This window comes from Polaromonas sp. CG_23.6 (assembly GCF_029892315.1).
GTDB lineage: Bacteria > Pseudomonadota > Gammaproteobacteria > Burkholderiales > Burkholderiaceae_C > Polaromonas.
The window spans coordinates 3,064,643-3,083,946 of sequence record NZ_JARXUY010000001.1 but is presented as its reverse complement, the minus strand read 5'-3'; the positions used below and the strand labels follow the sequence as shown (position 1 = coordinate 3,083,946).

Annotated in this window: 20 protein-coding genes; 8 read left to right on the top strand and 12 right to left on the bottom strand. The window is 61.2% G+C overall.

Annotated features, from left to right (window positions below; all coding sequences use genetic code 11):
- Positions 1 to 7: 7 nt before the first annotated feature.
- Together H4V98_RS14620 and H4V98_RS14615 are read right to left on the bottom strand one after the other, a co-directional pair.
- Positions 8 to 790 carry an SDR family oxidoreductase gene (locus H4V98_RS14620; protein ID WP_196863634.1) on the bottom strand — a complete coding sequence of 261 codons (783 nt, stop codon included), beginning with the start codon at positions 788 to 790 and terminating at the stop codon, positions 8 to 10.
- Positions 791 to 1,351: 561 nt separating this feature from the next.
- Entirely contained in the window at positions 1,352 to 3,079 is a 1,728-nt protein-coding gene (locus tag H4V98_RS14615; RefSeq protein WP_196863633.1) for a DEAD/DEAH box helicase, read from the bottom strand.
- Positions 3,080 to 3,419: 340 nt separating this feature from the next.
- Between H4V98_RS14615 and ettA the strand changes: the two genes are divergently transcribed.
- The 3 genes from ettA to H4V98_RS14600 all read left to right on the top strand — a co-directional run bounded on the left by ettA (position 3,420) and on the right by H4V98_RS14600 (position 8,171).
- On the top strand, positions 3,420 to 5,081 hold the full coding sequence (ettA, locus tag H4V98_RS14610; protein ID WP_196863632.1) for an energy-dependent translational throttle protein EttA: 1,662 nt from the start codon (positions 3,420 to 3,422) through the stop codon (positions 5,079 to 5,081).
- 126 nt (positions 5,082 to 5,207) lie between these two features.
- A complete protein-coding gene (locus tag H4V98_RS14605) occupies positions 5,208 to 5,756 on the top strand; it encodes a DUF1415 domain-containing protein (protein ID WP_280757659.1) in 549 nt (182 codons plus the stop codon).
- Positions 5,757 to 5,837: 81 nt separating this feature from the next.
- Positions 5,838 to 8,171 carry a DUF1631 family protein gene (locus H4V98_RS14600; RefSeq protein ID WP_196863630.1) on the top strand — a complete coding sequence of 778 codons (2,334 nt, stop codon included), beginning with the start codon at positions 5,838 to 5,840 and terminating at the stop codon, positions 8,169 to 8,171.
- 99 nt (positions 8,172 to 8,270) lie between these two features.
- On the opposite strand, the gene H4V98_RS14595 is transcribed toward H4V98_RS14600, so the two are convergent.
- Both H4V98_RS14595 and H4V98_RS14590 read right to left on the bottom strand, forming a co-directional pair.
- Positions 8,271 to 8,894, bottom strand: a complete 624-nt coding sequence (locus H4V98_RS14595) for a methyltransferase domain-containing protein (RefSeq protein ID WP_196863629.1) — start codon at positions 8,892 to 8,894, stop codon at positions 8,271 to 8,273.
- Positions 8,895 to 9,273: 379 nt separating this feature from the next.
- Positions 9,274 to 10,161 carry a LysR family transcriptional regulator gene (locus tag H4V98_RS14590; RefSeq protein WP_280757658.1) on the bottom strand — a complete coding sequence of 296 codons (888 nt, stop codon included), beginning with the start codon at positions 10,159 to 10,161 and terminating at the stop codon, positions 9,274 to 9,276.
- A gap of 103 nt (positions 10,162 to 10,264) precedes the next feature.
- Here H4V98_RS14590 and H4V98_RS14585 point away from each other — a divergent pair, with 103 nt between their 5' ends.
- Together H4V98_RS14585 and H4V98_RS14580 are read left to right on the top strand one after the other, a co-directional pair.
- A complete protein-coding gene (locus H4V98_RS14585) occupies positions 10,265 to 10,612 on the top strand; it encodes an HPF/RaiA family ribosome-associated protein (RefSeq protein WP_280757657.1) in 348 nt (115 codons plus the stop codon).
- A gap of 38 nt (positions 10,613 to 10,650) precedes the next feature.
- A complete protein-coding gene (locus H4V98_RS14580) occupies positions 10,651 to 11,112 on the top strand; it encodes a TerB family tellurite resistance protein (protein WP_196863626.1) in 462 nt (153 codons plus the stop codon).
- 19 nt (positions 11,113 to 11,131) lie between these two features.
- Here the strand turns inward: H4V98_RS14580 and H4V98_RS14575 are convergent, their stop codons facing one another.
- Positions 11,132 to 11,596, bottom strand: coding sequence for a TerB family tellurite resistance protein (locus H4V98_RS14575; protein WP_196863625.1), 465 nt, complete (start codon positions 11,594 to 11,596; stop codon positions 11,132 to 11,134).
- A 372-nt stretch (positions 11,597 to 11,968) separates the two neighbouring features.
- Here H4V98_RS14575 and H4V98_RS14570 point away from each other — a divergent pair, with 372 nt between their 5' ends.
- Positions 11,969 to 12,574, top strand: a complete 606-nt coding sequence (locus H4V98_RS14570; protein ID WP_280757656.1) for a hypothetical protein — start codon at positions 11,969 to 11,971, stop codon at positions 12,572 to 12,574.
- Positions 12,575 to 12,785: 211 nt separating this feature from the next.
- Here H4V98_RS14570 and trxC read toward each other — a convergent pair whose 3' ends face one another.
- Entirely contained in the window at positions 12,786 to 13,223 is a 438-nt protein-coding gene (gene trxC / locus H4V98_RS14565) for a thioredoxin TrxC (protein ID WP_280757655.1), read from the bottom strand.
- Positions 13,224 to 13,418: 195 nt separating this feature from the next.
- On the opposite strand from trxC, the gene H4V98_RS14560 reads away from it, so the two are divergent.
- Entirely contained in the window at positions 13,419 to 13,940 is a 522-nt protein-coding gene (locus H4V98_RS14560) for a DUF2242 domain-containing protein (RefSeq protein ID WP_231374753.1), read from the top strand.
- Between the two features lie 3 nt (positions 13,941 to 13,943).
- Here H4V98_RS14560 and H4V98_RS14555 read toward each other — a convergent pair whose 3' ends face one another.
- The 3 genes from H4V98_RS14555 to H4V98_RS14545 form a co-directional block, all read right to left on the bottom strand.
- Positions 13,944 to 14,510 carry a pseudouridine synthase gene (locus H4V98_RS14555; protein ID WP_280757654.1) on the bottom strand — a complete coding sequence of 189 codons (567 nt, stop codon included), beginning with the start codon at positions 14,508 to 14,510 and terminating at the stop codon, positions 13,944 to 13,946.
- Entirely contained in the window at positions 14,510 to 15,220 is a 711-nt protein-coding gene (locus H4V98_RS14550) for a haloacid dehalogenase type II (protein WP_280757653.1), read from the bottom strand. The genes H4V98_RS14555 and H4V98_RS14550 overlap by 1 nt, the downstream gene beginning before the upstream one ends.
- Positions 15,221 to 15,451: 231 nt before the next feature.
- A complete protein-coding gene (locus H4V98_RS14545) occupies positions 15,452 to 15,757 on the bottom strand; it encodes an SPFH domain-containing protein (protein WP_280757652.1) in 306 nt (101 codons plus the stop codon).
- Between the two features lie 226 nt (positions 15,758 to 15,983).
- On the opposite strand from H4V98_RS14545, the gene H4V98_RS14540 reads away from it, so the two are divergent.
- Positions 15,984 to 16,940: a DUF533 domain-containing protein gene (locus H4V98_RS14540; RefSeq protein WP_196863620.1), complete on the top strand. Its 957-nt coding sequence runs from the start codon at positions 15,984 to 15,986 to the stop codon at positions 16,938 to 16,940.
- 192 nt (positions 16,941 to 17,132) lie between these two features.
- Here the strand turns inward: H4V98_RS14540 and H4V98_RS14535 are convergent, their stop codons facing one another.
- From H4V98_RS14535 to H4V98_RS14525, 3 genes are all read right to left on the bottom strand, one after another.
- Positions 17,133 to 17,561, bottom strand: coding sequence for a hypothetical protein (locus tag H4V98_RS14535; protein WP_196863619.1), 429 nt, complete (start codon positions 17,559 to 17,561; stop codon positions 17,133 to 17,135).
- A gap of 107 nt (positions 17,562 to 17,668) precedes the next feature.
- Positions 17,669 to 18,271: a DUF938 domain-containing protein gene (locus H4V98_RS14530; protein WP_196863618.1), complete on the bottom strand. Its 603-nt coding sequence runs from the start codon at positions 18,269 to 18,271 to the stop codon at positions 17,669 to 17,671.
- 119 nt (positions 18,272 to 18,390) lie between these two features.
- Positions 18,391 to 19,284, bottom strand: a complete 894-nt coding sequence (locus H4V98_RS14525; protein WP_196863617.1) for a M23 family metallopeptidase — start codon at positions 19,282 to 19,284, stop codon at positions 18,391 to 18,393.
- Between the last annotated feature and the right edge of the window lie 20 nt (positions 19,285 to 19,304).

The window sequence follows — 19,304 nt, the reverse complement described above, 5'->3', positions numbered from 1 at the left end:
TTGCGTTTTATGGCGCCATCGTGTAATTCAGCGTCATGCGGCCGCCATCGGCCACGACGATCTCGCCGGTAACGTAGCTGGCGGCGTCGCTGGCCAGGTAAGCCACGGTGTCGGCAATTTCCGACGGCTCGCCCAGGCGCCGCATCGGCGTGCGGCTCATGATGCGGGCTGTGGCCTCTTCGCTGGTCAGCACCGCCTTGGCCGCCAGTTCGGTGGCAATGGTGCCTGGCGCCACGGCGTTCACGCGTATGCCCTTGTCAGCCAGCGACAGCGCCATCACCCGCGTCAATTGGTTGATGCCGCCCTTGCTGACGTTGTAGCCGGCAATCGTCGGGATGGCCAGCACGCCATTGACCGAACTCATGTTGACGATGCTGCCCCGGCCGGCCTTGGCCATCTCGCGCGCCACCGACTGGCCCATCAAAAAAGCGCCCTTGAGGTTGACGCGCAGCACGGCATCGAAATCGTCCTCGGTCATGTCAAGGAAATCGGCAGCCCTGAAAATCCCTGCATTGTTCACCAGCACGTCGATGCGGCCATGCGCTGCAAGCGTTTGCGCCACCACTGCTTCGACCTGCAGTTTGTCGCCCACATCGCAATGCACGAACAGGCCGCCCAGTTCGTCCGCCAGCGCCGCACCGCGCGCATCGTCGATGTCGGCAATGACGACTGCAGCGCCCTCGCGGGCAAATCGCCGGATGCATGCTTCGCCAATGCCTTGCGCGCCTCCGGTGACGATACAGATGCGGCCCGCCAGGCCAAAGTTGATTTTTGATGATTTGGTGTCCATGCGCTTATGTTATATGAGCTTTGCGCTATTTATTTTGTAGCATTCCGCGTATGCGCATAAAGGCTTCGAAGCCTCATCAGTCGTCGTTGCAATTTGTCGGGCACAACCCGGCAGGCTGGGTGAGGGTTTTTCTGATTTTCCAAAGTCCGCCTCTGGGTTGACCGTTTGCGCGACAGGCTTTTGATTGGCGACCGCATTGAGAAGTAAAGGAGGTGGCGCAGTCAAATGCTTGGCATGTTCCGGCGCGGCAGTTCAGCCCGGCGGGACAAGCCGTGAGCAATTGACCATAAGCTGGCGGCGCTAATATGCTATTCGCCTGACCATGGACGGCCGTCAATGCCTGTCGGCAGGGAGTGGTTCAGGTCATGACCTGCATTGGCAGCGTATTCATATTGCTATTTTTTTGATAGCTAAAAGCGCTTTCTGGTATTGCGGGAGAGGTATTTTTATCATAAATATTGCTTCAAAAACGAAAATCGCCCGGCAACCCCAGAGGGTTGTCGGGCGATATGCGCCGGACTGCGACTTGATTTTTTAAATCAGCCTGCCGCCAAAGCCTGCTTAACGGCCGCTGAACGAGCCAGGACCGCCTGAGCGGCGAGGACCGTTGCTGCGGCCGCCTGGGCCACCTGCACCGCCGCCACCGGAGCGCGGACCTCCACGGAAGTTGTTGCGGTTGCCGCTGGGCTGGCCTGACGAGGGGAAGCCCGAAGAGGCATGGCTGGCCGGCTGCTGGTTGTCAAAATCGTTGCGCTGCTCGTGCTCACGCTGGCGCGGAGCCGGGGCATGCGCACTTCTTGGCTGGCTGAAAGACGGCTGGCCGCCTTGTGGGTAGCCGGCATTCTGACGCGGCTGGGCCGGTCCACGGCGGTCGGCATTGCCGCCACCGTTGCCACCAAAGCCGCCGCCATTGCCGCCACGGCCAGCGCCAGCGCTGTTGCCGGCAGGGGCGCGGGGACCGCGTCCGGCGGGACCGGCATTGCCGCCACGCGCAGGCTGAGCGCCCTTGGTGTCGCGGATGCGCGTCATCATTTCGGACCGGGCAGCCTTGGCGGCTGCCTGCATCACGTCGCGGCTTGGGGGCTTGCCGAGGCCACCCCAGATGGTCTGGCGGCCCATGGCCAGCGGCTCGGCGCGTTCACCCGGCTCGGCTTCAAAGCCGGGAACAATGACTTTTTCAATGTTCTGCTTGGTGAAGCGCTCGATGTCCTGCATGAAACCTTCTTCGTCCAGGCAAACCAGGCTGACGGCTTCGCCGCTGTTGCCGGCGCGGCCGGTGCGGCCGATGCGGTGAACATAGTCTTCGCTGACGTTCGGGATTTCGTAGTTCACGACATGCGGCAATTCGTCAATGTCAATGCCGCGAGCGGCAATGTCGGTCGCCACCAGTGCGCGGATGTTGCCATCCTTGAATCCTTGCAACGCCTGCGTACGGGCCGTCTGGCTCTTGTTGCCATGCAGCGCCATGGCGGGAATGCCAGCCTTGGTCAGGTGCTCGGCCACATTGTTGGCGCCGAACTTGGTGCGGGTGAACACCAGCACCTGGCTCCAGTTGTGCTCGTTGATGATGTGCGTCAACAAGGCTTTTTTCTTGCTGCGGCCGACCGGGTGGATGGTCTGCGTGATGCGCTGCACGGTGGTGTTGCGCGGCGTGACCTGGATGGACACGGGGTTTCGCAGCAGGCTGTTGGTCAGTTCGCGGATTTCGTCGCTGAAGGTGGCGCTGAACAGCAGCGTCTGCTTCTGCTTGGGCACCAGCGCCAATACTTTCTTGATGTCGTGGATGAAGCCCATGTCCAGCATGCGGTCGGCTTCATCGAGCACCAAAATTTGCACCTGGCTCAGGTCCAGCGTGCCCTGGCTCGCATGGTCCAGCAGGCGGCCGGGCGTGGCGACCAGAATGTCAACGCCCCGGCGGAGCTTTTCGATCTGCGCGCCCATGCCGACACCGCCGAACATCACCATCGAGGTGAGGTCGAGGTATTTGCCGTAGGTGCGAACGCTTTCCTCGACCTGCGCAGCAAGTTCGCGTGTCGGCGTCATGATGAGGGCGCGAACCGCGTTGACGCCGCGCCGGTTGGTCAGGCGGGGCTCGCTTGACAGGCGCTGCAGCAGCGGCAGGGTGAAGGCTGCGGTCTTGCCGGTGCCGGTCTGGGCGCCACCCAGCAGGTCGCTGCCAGCAAGCACAGCCGGAATGGCCTGTGCCTGGATGGGCGTGGGGGTGTCGTAGCCCTGCTCAAGCACGGCCTTCAAAATGGCCGGGGCCAGGTTCAATTCTTCAAATTTCATGGAATGGTGCACCGCTGGGGCGCTTCTTGATCGGCCTGTTGGGCGCCTTGGTTTGAAGGCAACCCGCCAGTCATAGGCAGATGGGATCATGGAGCCGGGCTGAAAAACATCGCAGTTGGGTTGCTAAACCTGTCCCTGGATGTGCCCGAATGTCGAAGGCAACTGGAGCCCTGCGACTCCGCTATTGTTGCACGGAACGATAATCAGGTGATCAACGCCTGAATTTCGCCTCTAGTAGAGTGTTCAGGCATGTCGCCTGGCCCGCGCATTCCGGCATTCATTTGCCAACTGGCGGGCCTGCAATTTATCCTTCTCCGTTTTTATTTAACAAAGTGATCTGATGGCCCAGTACGTATTCACCATGAACAAGGTCGGCAAAATCGTGCCGCCCAAACGACAGATTCTCAAAGACGTGTCCCTGAGCTTTTTCCCGGGCGCCAAGATCGGCGTGCTAGGCGTCAACGGCTCCGGCAAGTCGACCCTGCTCAAGATCATGGCCGGGCTGGACCGGGAAATCGAAGGCGAAGCCACGCCGATGCCGGGCCTGAACATTGGCTACCTGCCGCAGGAGCCCAAGCTTGACCCGGAGCACACGGTGCGCGAAAGCGTCGAAGCCAGCATGGGTGCGGTGTTTGCCGCCAAGGCGCAGCTGGAGGCGGTGTATGTCGCCTATGGCGAGCCCGATGCCGACTTCGATGCGCTGGCCACCGAACAGGCTCGGCTGGAGGCCATCATTGCCACCGCCGGCACCGATTCCGAGCACCAGCTTGAAATTGCCGCCGACGCGCTGCGCCTGCCGCCCTGGGATGCCAAGATCGGCCTGCTCTCGGGCGGTGAAAAGCGCCGCGTCGCGCTGTGCAGCATGTTGCTGTCCAAGCCCGACATGCTTCTGCTTGACGAACCCACCAACCACCTTGACGCCGAATCGGTGGACTGGCTGGAGCAGTTCTTGCAGCGCTATCCGGGTACCGTGGTGGCCATCACCCATGACCGTTATTTCCTCGACAACGCCGCTGAATGGATTCTGGAACTGGACCGCGGCCACGGCATCCCGTGGAAGGGCAACTACAGCTCCTGGCTGAGCCAGAAGGGTGATCGCCTGGCGCTGGAGCAAAAAGGCGAAGAAGCCCGGGCCAAGGCGCTGAAAAAGGAACTCGAATGGTCGCGCCAGAACCCCAAGGCGCGTCAGGCCAAGAGCAAGTCGCGCCTGGCACGCTTTGAGGAACTGTCCGATTTCGAGTACCAGAAACGCGTCGAGACCAACGAGATTTTCATCCCCGTGGCCGAGCGTCTGGGCAGCCAGGTGATCGAGTTCCACAACGTGACCAAATCGTTTGGCGACCGGGTGCTGATCGACAACCTTAGCTTCACCATTCCTGCTGGTGCCATCGTCGGCATCATCGGCCCGAACGGCGCGGGTAAATCGACGCTGTTCAAGCTGATTGCCGGCAAGGAAAAGCCGGACAGCGGCGAGGTCGTGATCGGCTCGACTGTCCGCATGGCCTTTGTGGACCAGAACCGGGACGACCTGGCGAATGAGAAAACCGTCTGGGAAGACATCTCGGGCGGCCTGGACATCCTGAATGTCGGCAAGTTCCAGATGCCCAGCCGCGCTTACGCCGGTCGCTTCAACTTCAACGGCGGCGACCAGCAAAAGCGTGTCGGCACGCTGTCGGGCGGCGAGCGCGGACGCCTGCACCTGGCCAAGACCTTGATTGCCGGCGGCAACGTGTTGATGCTCGACGAGCCGTCGAACGACCTGGACGTGGAAACCCTGCGTGCGCTGGAAGACGCACTGCTCGAATTTGCCGGCTCGATCATGGTCATCAGCCATGACCGCTGGTTCCTGGACCGCATCGCGACCCACATTCTGGCGGCCGAGGGCGACAGCCAGTGGACCTTCTTTGACGGCAACTACCAGGAATACGAAGCCGACAAGAAAAAACGCCTGGGCGAGGAGGGCGCCAAGCCCAAGCGCATGCGCTTCAAAGATTTGAAGTAATGCGCTTACAGTTGCACACTGCGTGTAGCTCCTGTGCCCCTGAGGGGGCTACGCCGCCTGTGTCCCGGCAAAGCCGGCTCCGCGACCCCCGCCTGGATGAATGCACTATGGTTGGAAATGCTGTCTATGACTGACGAACAAGTTGTCTCTGCGACCCGTCACTGGCTTGAAAAAGCCGTGATTGGCCTGAACCTTTGCCCGTTTGCCAAGGCGGTGTATGTGAAAAACCAGGTTCGCCTGGTCGTCAGCCAGGCGCGCCATGCCGATGACCTGCTGGAAGAACTCGACAGTGAACTGGACCGTCTGGTCAATACACCGGCCGGGGAGCTTGATACGACGTTGCTGATCCATCCGACGCTCTTTGAAGATTTTCTGGATTTCAACGATTTCATGGAAATTGCCGAAGGCGTGCTCGACGAGCATGAACTCGAAGGGGTGGTGCAACTGGCCAGCTTTCATCCAAAGTTCCAGTTTGACGGCACCGAGGCGGACGACATTGGCAATTACACTAACCGCGCGCCGTTTGCGATGATTCATCTGCTGCGCGAGGAAAGCATAGAGCGTGCAGTGGCGTCATTTCCCCGCGCCGAAGCCATTTTTGAAGAAAATATCCGAACGCTTGAAAAGCTCGGGCACAACGGCTGGCAGAGCTTGAGCGCGGGTTCCTGGGTTTGATCCATGCCCAATAAAAAAGGCTGTTGCCTGGATTCACTGTTCTGTTTTGCAAACTTTTGTCTGAATTGAGATAGCCACGTCATGACAAACCCAATACCCGCTCCCAGTGTGGCCTTCACGTCTTGCATTGACGAAGTCTTGAAGCAGAGTCCTTTTTTGATTGACCGGTGGACTGCCAAACTTGCGGATGCAATGCATGAACGTTCCATAAGTGTTGCCGATTCCTGGGAGCGGCATCAGCTTCAGGACGCGATCTCAGTGCTCAGGAAGTACCGGATCAGTATTGAACAAGGTTTTCCAGAGCGACTGGAAAAAGCCATTGCTGCAGATGGCCTCACCAAAAGTTCAGGCAAAAAGGCGGTCTCCTCCGGTCGTCTGCTGTCGTCTGTCAGCTTTGATGATCTCGAATTGATGGGCGAACACCAGGTCCAGCAAGCTGTGGAAAACGCGCGCATGCTCCAACTGGTAAAACTAGGCTGCGAAGCCGGATTGGCCAGTTTTTCCGCTCGGATGAGCACTGCACAGGGGTTGCGGGCAGTCAAGAATGACAGCAATCCCCTGCGCCCGGAAATCATGGCGCTGGTCTTGATTGAATTGCTCCAGTCCCTTCCCATGTCGGCTCAAACACGGGCCTACTGGCTGCTGGATGGCTCCAGGATCATGGGCGAGGAACTTCAGTCGCTGTATGTGTGGCTGAATGATTTCCTCGCCGCTCAGGGCGTTGCTTCTGCGGTTTATGAAGTCATGGGTGCATCCCAGGCCGGGACTTCAGGCGGCTGGCCGCCCAGAAAGCTTGTTGCAGCCGCACCTGACACCTTATTTCCCGAGCAACTCGACATTCCCAAACAGGAATCTGCCGATGAAAATACCGCCGCACCTGTCGCGCGCAAGCCCATGCTCACGCTGGATCACCTGCACCATCTGCTGGTCGGGGACTATGACGTTTCGGACCACGAACCGACTTCTTTTTCCGAGTTTGGCGTTGAAGAACTGACGCAACAGGATTTTGCGCACACGGTGCCTGCCGCGCTTGATGCACTGACCGAACTGGAAGAGATGGGCCTGGTTTCCGCCAAGACGAAATTGACCCGGCCGTTGCCCCCGACGCCGGTGGCAGACCTGCGGGCGCAGTTAAAGACCGATGCCAAGACGCTGGGCCAGTCATTGGCCATTGAAGTGGTTGGACTGATGATCGAGCAGATGGCCAACGACGAGCGGCTGCTGACGCCGGTGCGGCGGATGATTGCAAATGCGGAACCCGCGTTTTTGCGTCTGGCGGTGACCGACCCCCGGTTTTTCAGTGATAAAAGCCATCCCGCAAGAAAGCTGCTGGAAGCCATCACCCGCGCAAGCCTGGGATATGCAAGTGAAAACGCGGCGGGTTTCCCGGAATTTTTGCAACACTTGCGCGAACTCGCTGTCCTGCTTGCAGACGAGCAGGTCTGTGATTCCGAAAATTTCGCCAGATTGCTGAAGGACTTCGAACGCAGGCAGGGACGCAATAACCCTGCAAATCGAAAGGTGCAACGCCTTGCCGTCCAGACTCTTCTTCAGGCCGAACAACGAAACCTGATGGCGGTCAAGATTGCTGCTGAAATCAGGGCGCGCCCTGACTTCATCAACGACAACCGCATCATCACCGCCTTTCTGACCGGTCCCTGGTCGCAGGTCCTGGCCCAGGAGCGGCTGTCCGTGCAGGGCAAAACTCCGGGCAGTGTTCCCCTGACATTCAGCCTGACTTTGGACGATGTTCTCTGGAGCCTGAATGTCGAGCAGGTGACCCGGCACCGCAAACGGCTTCTCACATTGATCCCGAAGTTGCTCGACTCGCTGAAGCAGGGGCTGTTGTCCATCGATTTTCCAGTCGACCAGTCCCAGCCATTTTTTGATGAACTCATCCTAGTCCACCGTGCCGCACTCAAACCGGTGCCTGACATGCCTGCGCAGCAGGAAAAAGCCAGTCAATCGCTGGGCAAGATGTTTGTCGAAAATTCCGGTTTGATGCCGCTGTGGCTGGCACCGTCCGAGGTGCAGGATTCCGGCTTCATGGATGACCAGGACGATCCCATCCCATCGTTGCCCACAGTCAGCCTGCAAGAGTCTGAAGTCAGCGGGTTTGGCTCCCCGATTGATGTGAATGCAAAGATCGCGCTGGAGCTGGGCGACTGGGTTGACCTGCTCGTGGACATGCAGTGGCTGCGCGCAGAACTGACATGGGTCAGCCCGCTGGGCACCTTGTTCATGTTCACCAGCCAGGGCGGGCGCAAGCATTCGATGACCTCCCGCGTGCTGCGCAAACTGCTTTCGCTGAATCTGGTCAAGATTGTCAGTCAGCAAGGCATGGTTGAAGGCGCCTTGGACAGCGTTGCCCGCACAGCCATGCAAAACAGCGTATTGAACAAGGGCAGCGCTTGATTTGACTGAGGTTTGACTTAAAACGCAAACCTCACTGGTGCGGCCTGCGCCTGATCTTCACTGGGTGTCAAAGGCCCACCATGCTTTTGACACCCGAACTCAACCCGATAGCGTTTCACCCCAGTAGTGAAAGGTGAAGGGCCTGGGACCGGGCAGGTAGCGGGTGTGCAAACTCGCTACAGTGAAGCCAGCCTCTTGCAGCAATGCCGGAATGTCGCGCCCCAGGTGGCAGCCGCCCGCCACTTTTCCCCACAGCGGCTGCAGCCGCTCCTGCCAGCGCTGCACCGACGCATCGGGTGCGCGCCCATGCTCGCAAAACAGCAACTGTCCGCCGGGCGCCAGCACGCGGCGCATTTCCCGCAGCGCCGCCAGCGGGTCGGCAATGGTGCACAGCGTGTAGGTGACCAGCACCGTGTCAAAGCTGGCATCAGGTCGTGGAATTTTCTCGGCTGACAGGCCCACCAGTTCCACCTCCAGCCCGGCCTCGGCAATGCGTTCACGCGCCCGTGAATGCAGTTGCAAAGCGGGGTCCAGCCCGGTGATACGGGTGACGCGGGTTTTGTCGTACCACGGCATGTTCAGTCCGGTGCCAATGCCGACTTCCAGCACCCGGCCGCGCGCCAGCGGCACGATCAACTGGCGCTGGCGGCTGACAATCGGCAGGCCGCAGGCAAAGTCCAGCGCCGGGGGGAGGATGTAGCGGTCGTACCAGGAGGGGTTCATGGGTTCAGGTGCGCGTGTTTTGAGACGCTGGGCATTGCAACTTCAGCGAATTCATTATGTCGGACAGGCTCATGGTCATCCTCCACTTGACCCACGAAAATTCTTGAATACTTTTTGTCATGGCGGGGCCTGTGCTCCGCAGGGGTGATGAGCGGACGTGCGCGCCGCGCCGCTGGCGACGCCCTTGTTCCCGGTCTGGCCCGAAGACGCAACTCACGGTAACTGATGCGCAAAAAATTTCCGCAACCGCAGGCCGGGTCAAAAAACGTCAATCTGCGTAGCTTTTTTGTGAAATTCACACAGCGTGTGAGCATTTTTAGCCACTGAAAAAAAGCATCAGTGCGATATCAAGATGCCCTTTTTTAAAGGGTCTGCGCGTTCACACCCCCGGCTTGGCCAGCAGCATCCTGACCAGTGGATGCAGCACTTTCTTGTGCGCGGCAATGGCAAAAAAATGCTCCGCCACGCCATCGCAGGCACCGACGCGCGCCACGCCATAGTGGCTGGTCAATTCCTCATGCACCAGCGCGGCCGCCGGAAAAACGCCCATGCCGCTGGCACCAAAGGTCTTGAGCAGTGCGCTGTCCTCGAACTCGCCAACGATGTGGGGCCGGATGCCCAGGCGTTCAAACCACTGGTCGAGTGCGGTTCGAACATCGGCGTGGCCGCTTGGCAGCAGCACCGGCACTTTGGCCAGCGAACGTGGGAAATCCTGTATTGCCGCCGCTTCCCACGCCGGCGGCGCATACCAGGCCAGCGTGGACGAGCCCAGCGAATGGCTGTACACCTTGAGGTTGGGGTTGGACGGTGCCGGCCGGTCGGCCAGCACCACATCGAGCCGGTGCAGCGCCAGGTCGCCGAGCAGGTCGTCGAACTTGTCTTCATGGCAGATCAGCCGCAGGCCCGGCGCCTGCATGACCGGCTGCATCAACAGCCTGACAGCCAGCTTGGGCAGCGTATCGGACACGCCGAGCGCCAGCCGTACGGACGGCGAACCGGTGGCTTCGCGCAGAGCCGCCGGTAACTGCTCGCCCAGCTGAAAAATCTGTTCGGCCTGGCGCATGGCGGCCAGGCCGGCTTCGGTCAGCGCCAGGCCACGTCCTGCCGGCTTGAGCAGCTCAAAACCCAGCGACCGTTCCAATTCACGCACTTGCGTGCTCACGGTCTGCACCGCCATGCCCAGGCGTTCGGCAGCGCGCACCATGCCGCCTTCCTTGGCCACGACCCAGAAATAATAGAGATGGCGGTAGCTGAAAAGAGTGCTCATGGTCAGGTTTTTCAGAAGTTTTACTCAAGAATTATCTGCTTTTCAAGAACCAAGCCAACCCCTATTCTTGCTTTGATCTTCAACCCATCCCTGGAGTACTGCGATGCAAGTCATTTTTGAATCCCGCGACAACGAAGGCCGTCAGTTTCAAGCCCTGGCCGAGCAGCGCGTGCGTTTTGTGTTGCGCCGCCTGAGCTGGCTGGTGCCGCAGGTGAGCATCCGGATGTCGGATGTAAATGGTCCGCGCGGCGGCATCGACAAGCGCTGCCAGGTCGAGTTAAGCGCGCAAGGCAATGGTCGCATCGTCAGCACCGCGATGGCCGCCGACTGGCGCGCAGCGCTCGAAGGTGCGCTCAGCAGGGCGGCGCGGCGCATCGTTCGCAGCGTGCAGCGCAGTCAGGTGCGCCAGCGCCCACAGCCGCGCCAGCGTCCATTCGCCGCCGACGTTTGAACCTTCAACTTCTTCAACGACCACTCAAGGTACATCTCATGCGCAGCTATCCCCGCAACAGTCCACAAGCGGCCAGCCGGATTCTGGCCTTGGCCATGCTCGCCGATGGTCACCAGTGCCCTTCGGAGCTGGCCCTGCTCGAACGGCTCGAAGTGCATGCGCAACTCGGCCTGAGCCGCACCGAACTGCACGCCGTGGTGCATACATTTTGCGAAGACCTGATGGCGGCTTCAAGCGGCATGTGCTGGGCCGACCTGTCACAGGTCCGGTCCGACCCGCTGCGCCAGGTGCTGGGCGAAGTGGACGATCCCGCGCTTCAGTGCCGAGTAATGGAACTGTGCATTTCCCTGGTCGAGGCCGACCGTTTTCTGGCCGACACCGAGTCGATTGTGCTGGCCGCAGCCATGCTGCAGTGGGGCCTGCCCCGGCAGTCGCCGCCACCTTTCTTTTCCCAATCCCGAGATTTACGCCTGGAGTCTGCAGGGCAAAGCGCTGCCTGAACCCTGTCCCCGGCCGTTTTCAGGCCAGACTGGCGGCTTCCTTGGCCCGCAGCTTGGCGCCGATGTATTCGCCGTGGGTGACATGCAGCAGTCCGGCCATTTTGCTGATCACATGATTTTCGTTCGCATGCAGGTGGTCATCTGCATAGGCGACCTGCCACATGTGCTCAACGATGCGGATTTTTTCCGGATGGCTCAGGTTGTCGTTGATGCGCGTGGTGAACTGGTGGTAATCCGAGGCATTGCGCGAGGCCTGCTCGGCCATCTCGACAAGCGGCGCCAGTTCTTCGCCCTGCAGCGCAAACTTTTCACGCAGACTGGCCAGCACGGCCTGCCGTTCTTCGGCATGGCGGGTCGGGTCGGCGCGCATCACCTCCACCAGCAGCACGGCCGTGGCCAGCTTGAGCGCATGGTCGCGCACTTCGGGGCTTTCCTCGGCCGGTCCGGTGAAAGTGTCAAACAAGTCCTTGAGGGTTCTGAACATAGGGTTTCCAATAAATAAATGGGGCAAGGGCAGCGCCTGTGCGGCAGCCAGCCACGTGCGACTCCTTGAACTTGGGACGAGTTCCCGTGGTTCAATGGCTGCGTGTGACGGCATGGCTACAAGCTGTGGGAACGAATAACGCATCAAGACACGTTTGTAGTGGCGAGGTAAATAGCGGGTAAACAGCTGTTTTCTTTGCAGGATGTTCACAAATGCAAGCCAATAATGCCTTCACTGGATCACACGGAGCCCTGGAAAAGCAGCGATTCAGTGGCAGTCTGGGTGGCGCGGTTGAGGGCAGAGGGGAAAAGTTTTTCCCCTCTGCCACCCGCCCCCTGACTGCCTGAAAAATCATCACTATCGGAGAACCCCATGAAATCGAAATTCCTGATCGTTTCCTTGCTGGCCATTGCCGCGTTGGGCGCACTGGGCATGAGCCCGGCCATGGCCCAGACCAGCACCCCACGCATCGACCAGGCGCAGCAGGCCATCGGCGAGCGCATCCAGCAGGGTCTGGCATCGGGCTACATCACGCCTTCCGAAGCGCAAATTCTGATCCGCCGCGACCGCGACATCCAGTTGCGCGAAGCCCAGTACAAGTCCGACGGAACGGCGACACCGCAGGAACGCCAGCGGTTGCGCAATGACCTGAGCGCGCTGAGTGCCGACGTGGAACGCATGATGGCCAACACCAACATGGTGCGCCCACCCAACAATGCCGCCCAAACCCCCGGCATCGACCATCAGGAATACCAGGCAAGCCGGCGCATTGACGAAGGCGTGCGCTCCGGTCGCATCACCCAGCGTGAAGCCCACAGGCTGCACCGGCGGGAGCGTGAGATTGCGCGCCACGAGTCTTTTTTCAAATCCGATGGCGTGGTGACGCAGCAGGAACGCCGCCAGCTGCGCAACGAACTCGATGCCCTGCGTGACGAGGTGGAACGCATGATGCACAACGACCGCAATGGTCGCGGTTAAGCCAGCCCAATGGGCGGCGACACTGCGCGCCGCCTGAGCGGGTCTGCATCAGACAGAAAGCCTGGAACAAGCGGGTTGGGCTGACTGGTTTTTTATGCTAAAAATGGCTTGGCCGCAGGTTACATATGCATCAATAGCTATATAAAAAATAGCATTCAGGCTGGACCGGCCGGTCTGGATCAACTTTCCGGGAACTTGTAAAGCCATGGAATCAACGCAGGTTGGATTGCACCCAGCGCACGATGTCGGCGGCGCCCATGGCGCCCGGTTGCCGGGCAATCTCCTGGCCGTCCCTGAACAACGCCAGCGTCGGAATACTGCGAATGTTGAAGCGCGTTCCCAAGCCGGGAACGGCTTCGGTGTCGACCTTGACCAGTCGCACCTGCGGCTCGAGTTGCGCTGCCGCCTGTTCATAGGCTGGCGCCATCTGGCGGCAAGGGCCGCACCACGGCGCCCAGAAATCGACCAGCACGGGAATCTGGTTGCGGCTGATGTGCTTGTCAAAAGCCGCTTCGTCCAAAGCAGCCGAATGCGCGGCAAAGAGTGCCTGCTTGCAGCTTCCGCAGGTCGGCGCACTGCCCATCTGGTCGGCGTGAACCCGGTTGGTGGTGTGGCAATGGGGGCAAACAATGTGAAGTGGATCGGTCATTTTTCAAAGCTTGGGGCCGCACACCGGCATTTCAAGCGCCTGGCAAGGCATGGCGTCCTGGTGTGCCAGCGGGGAAATGTGACAGCCTCGCCATATTCCCGAGCGCTGATTAGAGGAAAATGCGTTTTTGACACGCAAGGAGTGACTGGTTTGAGATTCTTCAACATGCGCCGCAGCCCCACCCTCGGGCTGGTGATGGTTGCAGGCTTTCTGGGCATTTCGGGGCTGCTGGGCGGTTGCGCCAGCCCGGTGAAATCATTTGTGTCGCAGGAGGAATTCAGCTCGACCGTGACCTATTCCCGGCTGTTCGATGCCACACCAGCGCAAACTTGCGAGGCAGCCAGGCGGGCCTTGCTCAGCCAGGGTTACGTGATCAGCTTGTCTTCGGAAGACATGGTCGCAGGGCGCAAGAATTTTCAGCCCGAACCCGAATCGCACCTGCAAATGGAAATCCGTGTCGTCTGCGCACCGGATACGCCCGACGGCAAGGTCAGCCTGGGTTTTGTCACCGCGCTGCAGGATGTGTACTCCCTGAAGAAAAGCAACAATTCAGCGAGCCTGGGCGTGGGCGCGCTCGGTTCGGTGTCACTTCCCTTCAGTTCCAGCAACGACGCCATGGTCAAGATCGGCAGCAGGACCATTTCATCCGACGCGTTTTATGACCGCTTTTTTGACCTGGTCAGGCGCTACCTGGTGGTGGACGACGCCAACAACTGATCGTCAAGCCACCATGGCCAGGCTGGCATCGGCTTTTCGCCAGTGGCCTTGCCCCAAGCCGTCGAGCGAATAAGGTCCGACAGCGGCGCGAATCAGGCGCAGTGTCGGGAATCCCACCGCCGCCGTCATGCGCCGCACCTGTCGGTTGCGCCCTTCACGAATCGCCAGTTCAATCCAGCCGGTAGGAATCGACTGCCGGACACGAACCGGCGGATCGCGAGGCCAGAGCCCGGGCGGCTCCGGCATCAGGCTGGCGCGTGCCGGCAGGCTCAAGCCGTCGTTCAGCTGAACGCCCTGGCGCAGGCTTTGCAGCGCGGCTTCGCCGGGCTCGCCTTCCACCTGGACCCAGTAGGTTTTCTCCATCTTGAAGCGCGGGTCGGCAATGCGCGCCTGCAGCTTTCCGTCGCGTGTCAGCAGCAGCAGGCCTTCGCTGTCGGCATCGAGCCGGCCGGCCACATAGACACCCGGCAGGTCGATGAAATCCTTCAGCCCGCGCCAGCGCCCCTCCGGCGTGAACTGGCTGAGCACGCCATACGGCTTGTTGAAGACGATCAGCCCTGGCAAGTCCATCAGCAGCCCAGCTGGTCAGCCAGTGCCAGAAAGTCGCGGGCATGCCGGGTATTGGCCGGGCAAGGCGACACGTCCTTCGGCTGATCCGCGCCAAACTCCGCCGGACGCTCGATGTAGGCGGTCTGCAGGCCACAGGCGCGTGCGGCGGCCAGGTCGTCCTGGTGGGCGGCCACCAGCATCACCTTGGACGGCGCCACGCCGAACACCCGGGCCACGCCCAGATAAGTCGCCGGGTCGGGCTTGTAGGCACGGAACACCTCGGCTGACAAGATGCAGTCCCACGGCAGTCCGCCGTGTTTGGCCATGTCGGCCAGCAGGCCGATGTTGCCGTTGGACAGCGTGCAAATCATGTGCTTTGACTTCAGGCGCGTCAGTCCCTGCACCACGTCGGGCCACGGGTCCAGCCGGTGCCAGGCCTGGTTCAGGTGCTGCAATTCGGCTTCGCTCAAGTCGTCAAGGCCGAACGGCGCCAGCAGCCCGTCAAGAATCAGCCGGTGCAGGTCGTCGATCAGCGTCCAGCCGAGTTCGCCCGACATCACCCGGCGCATGGCCGGCTGGTAGCCGGCGCGCCAGGCGAGGGCGAAGGCGTTGCCGTCCACTGACGGGCGCAGCGCCTGCATCTCGCGGGCAATGCCGCCGTGCCAGTCCACCACGGTGCCGAAAACATCAAAGGCCAAAACCTTGGGCGAGGGGAAGGAGGAGGTGTTCATCAACGCCATTATCAGCAGCTTGTCGGCCGTCGGCAGGTCATGGGTGGCATCACGACTGCCTTTTTTTTAGGCATGCGGCGCCAGGCCACGACTGGCGCCACTTTCGGGACTTGTCCAGTGACTTGTCCACAGGGCCATTCACAGTTGGCAGGCATAACCCCGACGCTCACTGGTTGAGGGACACGAACAGCAAAATCAGCAGCAGCACTGCCAATACGGCAAAGCCGATCTTCACCCAGCTGTAGGGCTGTTCGCCGGCCATGGCGCCGGTGTAGCCGTTGGCCACAAACTGGAAGCGGTGCGCGCCGTAGGTGTAGCTGACCCTAGTCGTTCAGGTTGCCGATCACGCCCAAGCTGGAGCGCTTGTCGATGGCCTGCTCGACCTCGGGCGGCAGCGACACGTTTTCCGTGCTCAGGCTGTGCTTGCTTGCCTGGATTGAACAGGTCGGCGTACTGGCCGGCGGCGACAAACTGCACTTGCTGGGACTCGCGCACGATGAGCTGCGCGCCGTTCTTGATGAGGTGGAGCAAGCTCATGGGACGTTCTTTTCTGTCGGTGGGGGCAAGGCTGCTGGCACGATGAAACCTGTCTGGCTGGCGGCTTAAATCCACACCAGACTGGATGAGAAATTTGCCAGACATGACGAGCCCGGCATGCTCGGTTTTATTATTGCGATATGGCCCGCCGCCCTGTGCGTGCAATGCCCTCAACGGCACGCGGGCCCTGCATTGTTGCCCACCCTAGCTCGAAAGATAACCCCTCATGACCCCTGAACAGCAAGAAGCGCTGCTTTCCATCGCCCTGTTTGCCGCTTTTGCCGATGGCAACAAAGCCGACGCCGAACGCGAGGAAATCCGCCGCATCGCCGAGTCGCTGTCCACCGAAGCCAATGCGCCCAACCTGACGCGGCTGTACCAGGACGTGCTGCTCAAGCGCATCAAGCTTGACGCCGCCGTGCAAAAATTGAGCGACCCCAGCCACCGCCAGCTGGCCTACGAAATGGCGGTCTGCGTGTGCGATGCCGATGGCCAGCAGACCGATGCAGAGCGCAGCTTCCTGACCGACTTGCGCCAGCAGCTGGCACTTGACCCAGCCCAGACCCGGGCTTTTGAGGCGCAGGCAGCGGCATTAGCTGAAGTGGACCTGCCCGACACCGCGCTTCTGGTGCCTTCGCCAGCAATGGCCGCTCTGCCGTCCACCGCCAATGAGGCAGAACTGGACCGCTCCATCCTGAACCATGCGCTGGTCAATGGCGCACTCGAATTGCTGCCGCAGTCGTGGGCGTCAATGGCCATCATTCCGTTGCAGGTCAAGATGGTCTATGGCATCGGCAAGGCCCACGGCGTCACGCTGGACCAGGGGCATGTGAAGGAATTCATCGCCGCCGCCGGCGTGGGGCTGACCTCGCAATACCTGGAGCAGTTCGGCCGCAAGCTGCTGGGCGGCCTGCTCGGCAAGCTGGCCGGTAAAACCATCGGCAAGGTCGGCAGCGCCGGCACCGGCATGGCGTTTTCCTTTGCCACAACCTATGCGCTGGGGCAACTGGCCAAGCGCTACTACGCCGGCGGCCGGGTCATGAACACGGCATTGCTGCGCGAAACCTACCAAGGGCTGCTGGCGCCGGCCAAGCAAATGCAAACCGACTACCTGCCGCAGATCCAGCAGAAGGCCGCCACGCTGGATGCGGGCCAGGTCATGGCCATGGTGCGCGGCCGCTAAGGGAAACAGATATTCCCTATGTACCCATGTCATGCCGGGCTGAGCCTGCCCCGGACCTGATCCGGGGACCCGGCATCCATGAATTTGGGTCCATGGATTGCCCCGGATCAAGCCCGGGGCAGGCTCATCAAGCCCGCAATGACAGCCATTTAAAACCGGCACTTTTGCAATTTCCGTATCCCTGTCGGCCCTCTACCCCTCGGTCAGCACGGCGCTTAGCCGAGAGTGAAACAGGCGGATCTTGTAGGCCAGATGCTGGCTGACCCTTGCGCGGTAGCCGTGAGAAATGGCGCGGACAGCGTTTTTGGACAGCCATTCACGCCAGTTCCGGGTTGCCATGCGGCCAAACCGGTCGCAGTCGGCGCAAAAGGTTTCGAACTGCGCGTATTCGCAGCCCATCGACGCGGCCATGGTCTTGAGCGTGTTGACCTCGTTGAAAAATTCCCTGTCAAACCCGCGTTTGCGGTCAAGTACTTGTTCTGCCTGCCCCAGGTAGCTTTGCGCCATTTGGGCGGACAACAAAAAGCCGTAGTCGTTGAGCGAGATGATGGCAATCCGGTGCGTGCCTTCCACGATGAAAAAGGCGATGTCGTCCGGCGGGTCCAGGGGTGGCAGCGGCATGACAAAAGTCTCCATGCCTTGCAAGGTAGACCCGGGCCAAACGACCGCCATCTGCCGACCTGCTAATTCTTGCGTAGGAAAAACCGCTTTTGACACGGCCGACAGGATTACAGCGCCCGGGACCACACCAGCAGCAGGTTGTTGGACGGCATCGCATGCCGTGCCGCCAACTGCAGGCCGGCCCGCGCCGCTTCGACTTCCACGTCTTCGCGGCGGCGCAATCCCCAGTCGGCATCCTGCGCGCGCAGGCTTTGGTTGAACGTCCGGTTGCCTTCTGAGGTGACAACGCCGTCCTCCAGGTAGGGGCCGTAGGTGATCAGCAAGCCGTTTGTTGCCAGGTGCCGTGCGCTGCCCTGCATCAGGGCGGCGCAGGTGGCCCACGGCGCGATGTGCAGCATGTTGGCGCAGACGATGGAGTCAAACCGCGCATCGTCTGGCAGCCAGCGCGGCGCCGTCACATCCAGCCGCAAGGGCGGCAGGACATTCGCCACGCCGTGCTGCGCCACCCATCCGGCAATGCTGTCCAGCGCGGTGTGCTGCAGATCGGTGGGCTGCCAGGTCCAGCGCGGCAGGCCGGCTGCAAACCATGCGGCATGCTGGCCGGTGCCCGAGGCGATTTCGAGCGCGTTGCCGGCGTCGGGCAATACCTGGCGGAGCATGGTCAGGATGGGTTGCTTGTTGCGGTCGGCGGCGGGGCTGAAGTCGGGCATGGTCAAAAGCGTTGACGCTTGGGTTTAAGTATAAAAAGTGGCTTTAGCGCACGATGGACGTGCTCTGGCAGCTATGAAAAAAAGAGTGTTGACCGTTTTGCAGCGGGCGCAGCGCCGGCTCAGGCCGGCAAAAACAGCGACGGATCGACCATGGTGCGGTTCAGCATCACGCCCCAGTGCAGGTGCGGCCCGGTCACGCGGCCGGTGGCACCCACTTTGCCCAGGGTTTCGCCGGTTTTCAGCACATCGCCTGTCGTGACGCCGATGGCGCTCAGGTGGCAGTACATGCTCAGCAGCCCGCCGCCGTGGTCCAGCCAAACGGTGTTGCCGTTGAAGAAATAGTCGCCCGTGTCAATCACCCGGCCCGGCAGCGGCGCCACGATGGCCGTGCCCGTGCTGGCCGCAATGTCCATGCCGCTGTGCGGATTGCGCGCCTGGCCGTTGAACACGCGCCGCAGGCCGAACGAGCTGGAACGCCGTCCCGGCACCGGCACGCGCATCTGCAATGCGGCGGCTTGCGGAAGGGGTTCGCTGAAGGTCTCCATCACCGTGGCCTGGTGCGCGCGCTCGCGTTCGTACCGGGCCTGGTTCTCGGGCGACAGGTCCACCGTGCCCGGCGCGACCTTCAGGCGCTGCTCGGTGTAGCGCTTGGGCGCCACGGTGTAGCCAACCTGGCGCGGGCTGTTGTCCTCCGCAGTCGTTACCGTGATGCTTGCCCGGCCGGGCGCCGCCGACAAGGGTATGCCGACCAGCGCCGTCCATTCAATGACATCGCCCAGCACCAGCAGCGGCACCTCGCCCGCATGCGCCACCGGACGCACCGCCGCCGGTCCCAGCGACAGCCGCGCCACGCCGCCCGGAACCTGCAACGCGTTCGGCCAGACATCAGGTGCCGGTGGCACGGCAGCGGCCGCCAGTTGCGATGCAGGCAGCGCCAACAGGCCAACGGCCCCCAGCACAGCGGCGCGGCGGTTCAGCAGTGGTGAAGTGAGGTCAATGTGGTCAGTGGGCATGGGTGTAAATGATAAAGATG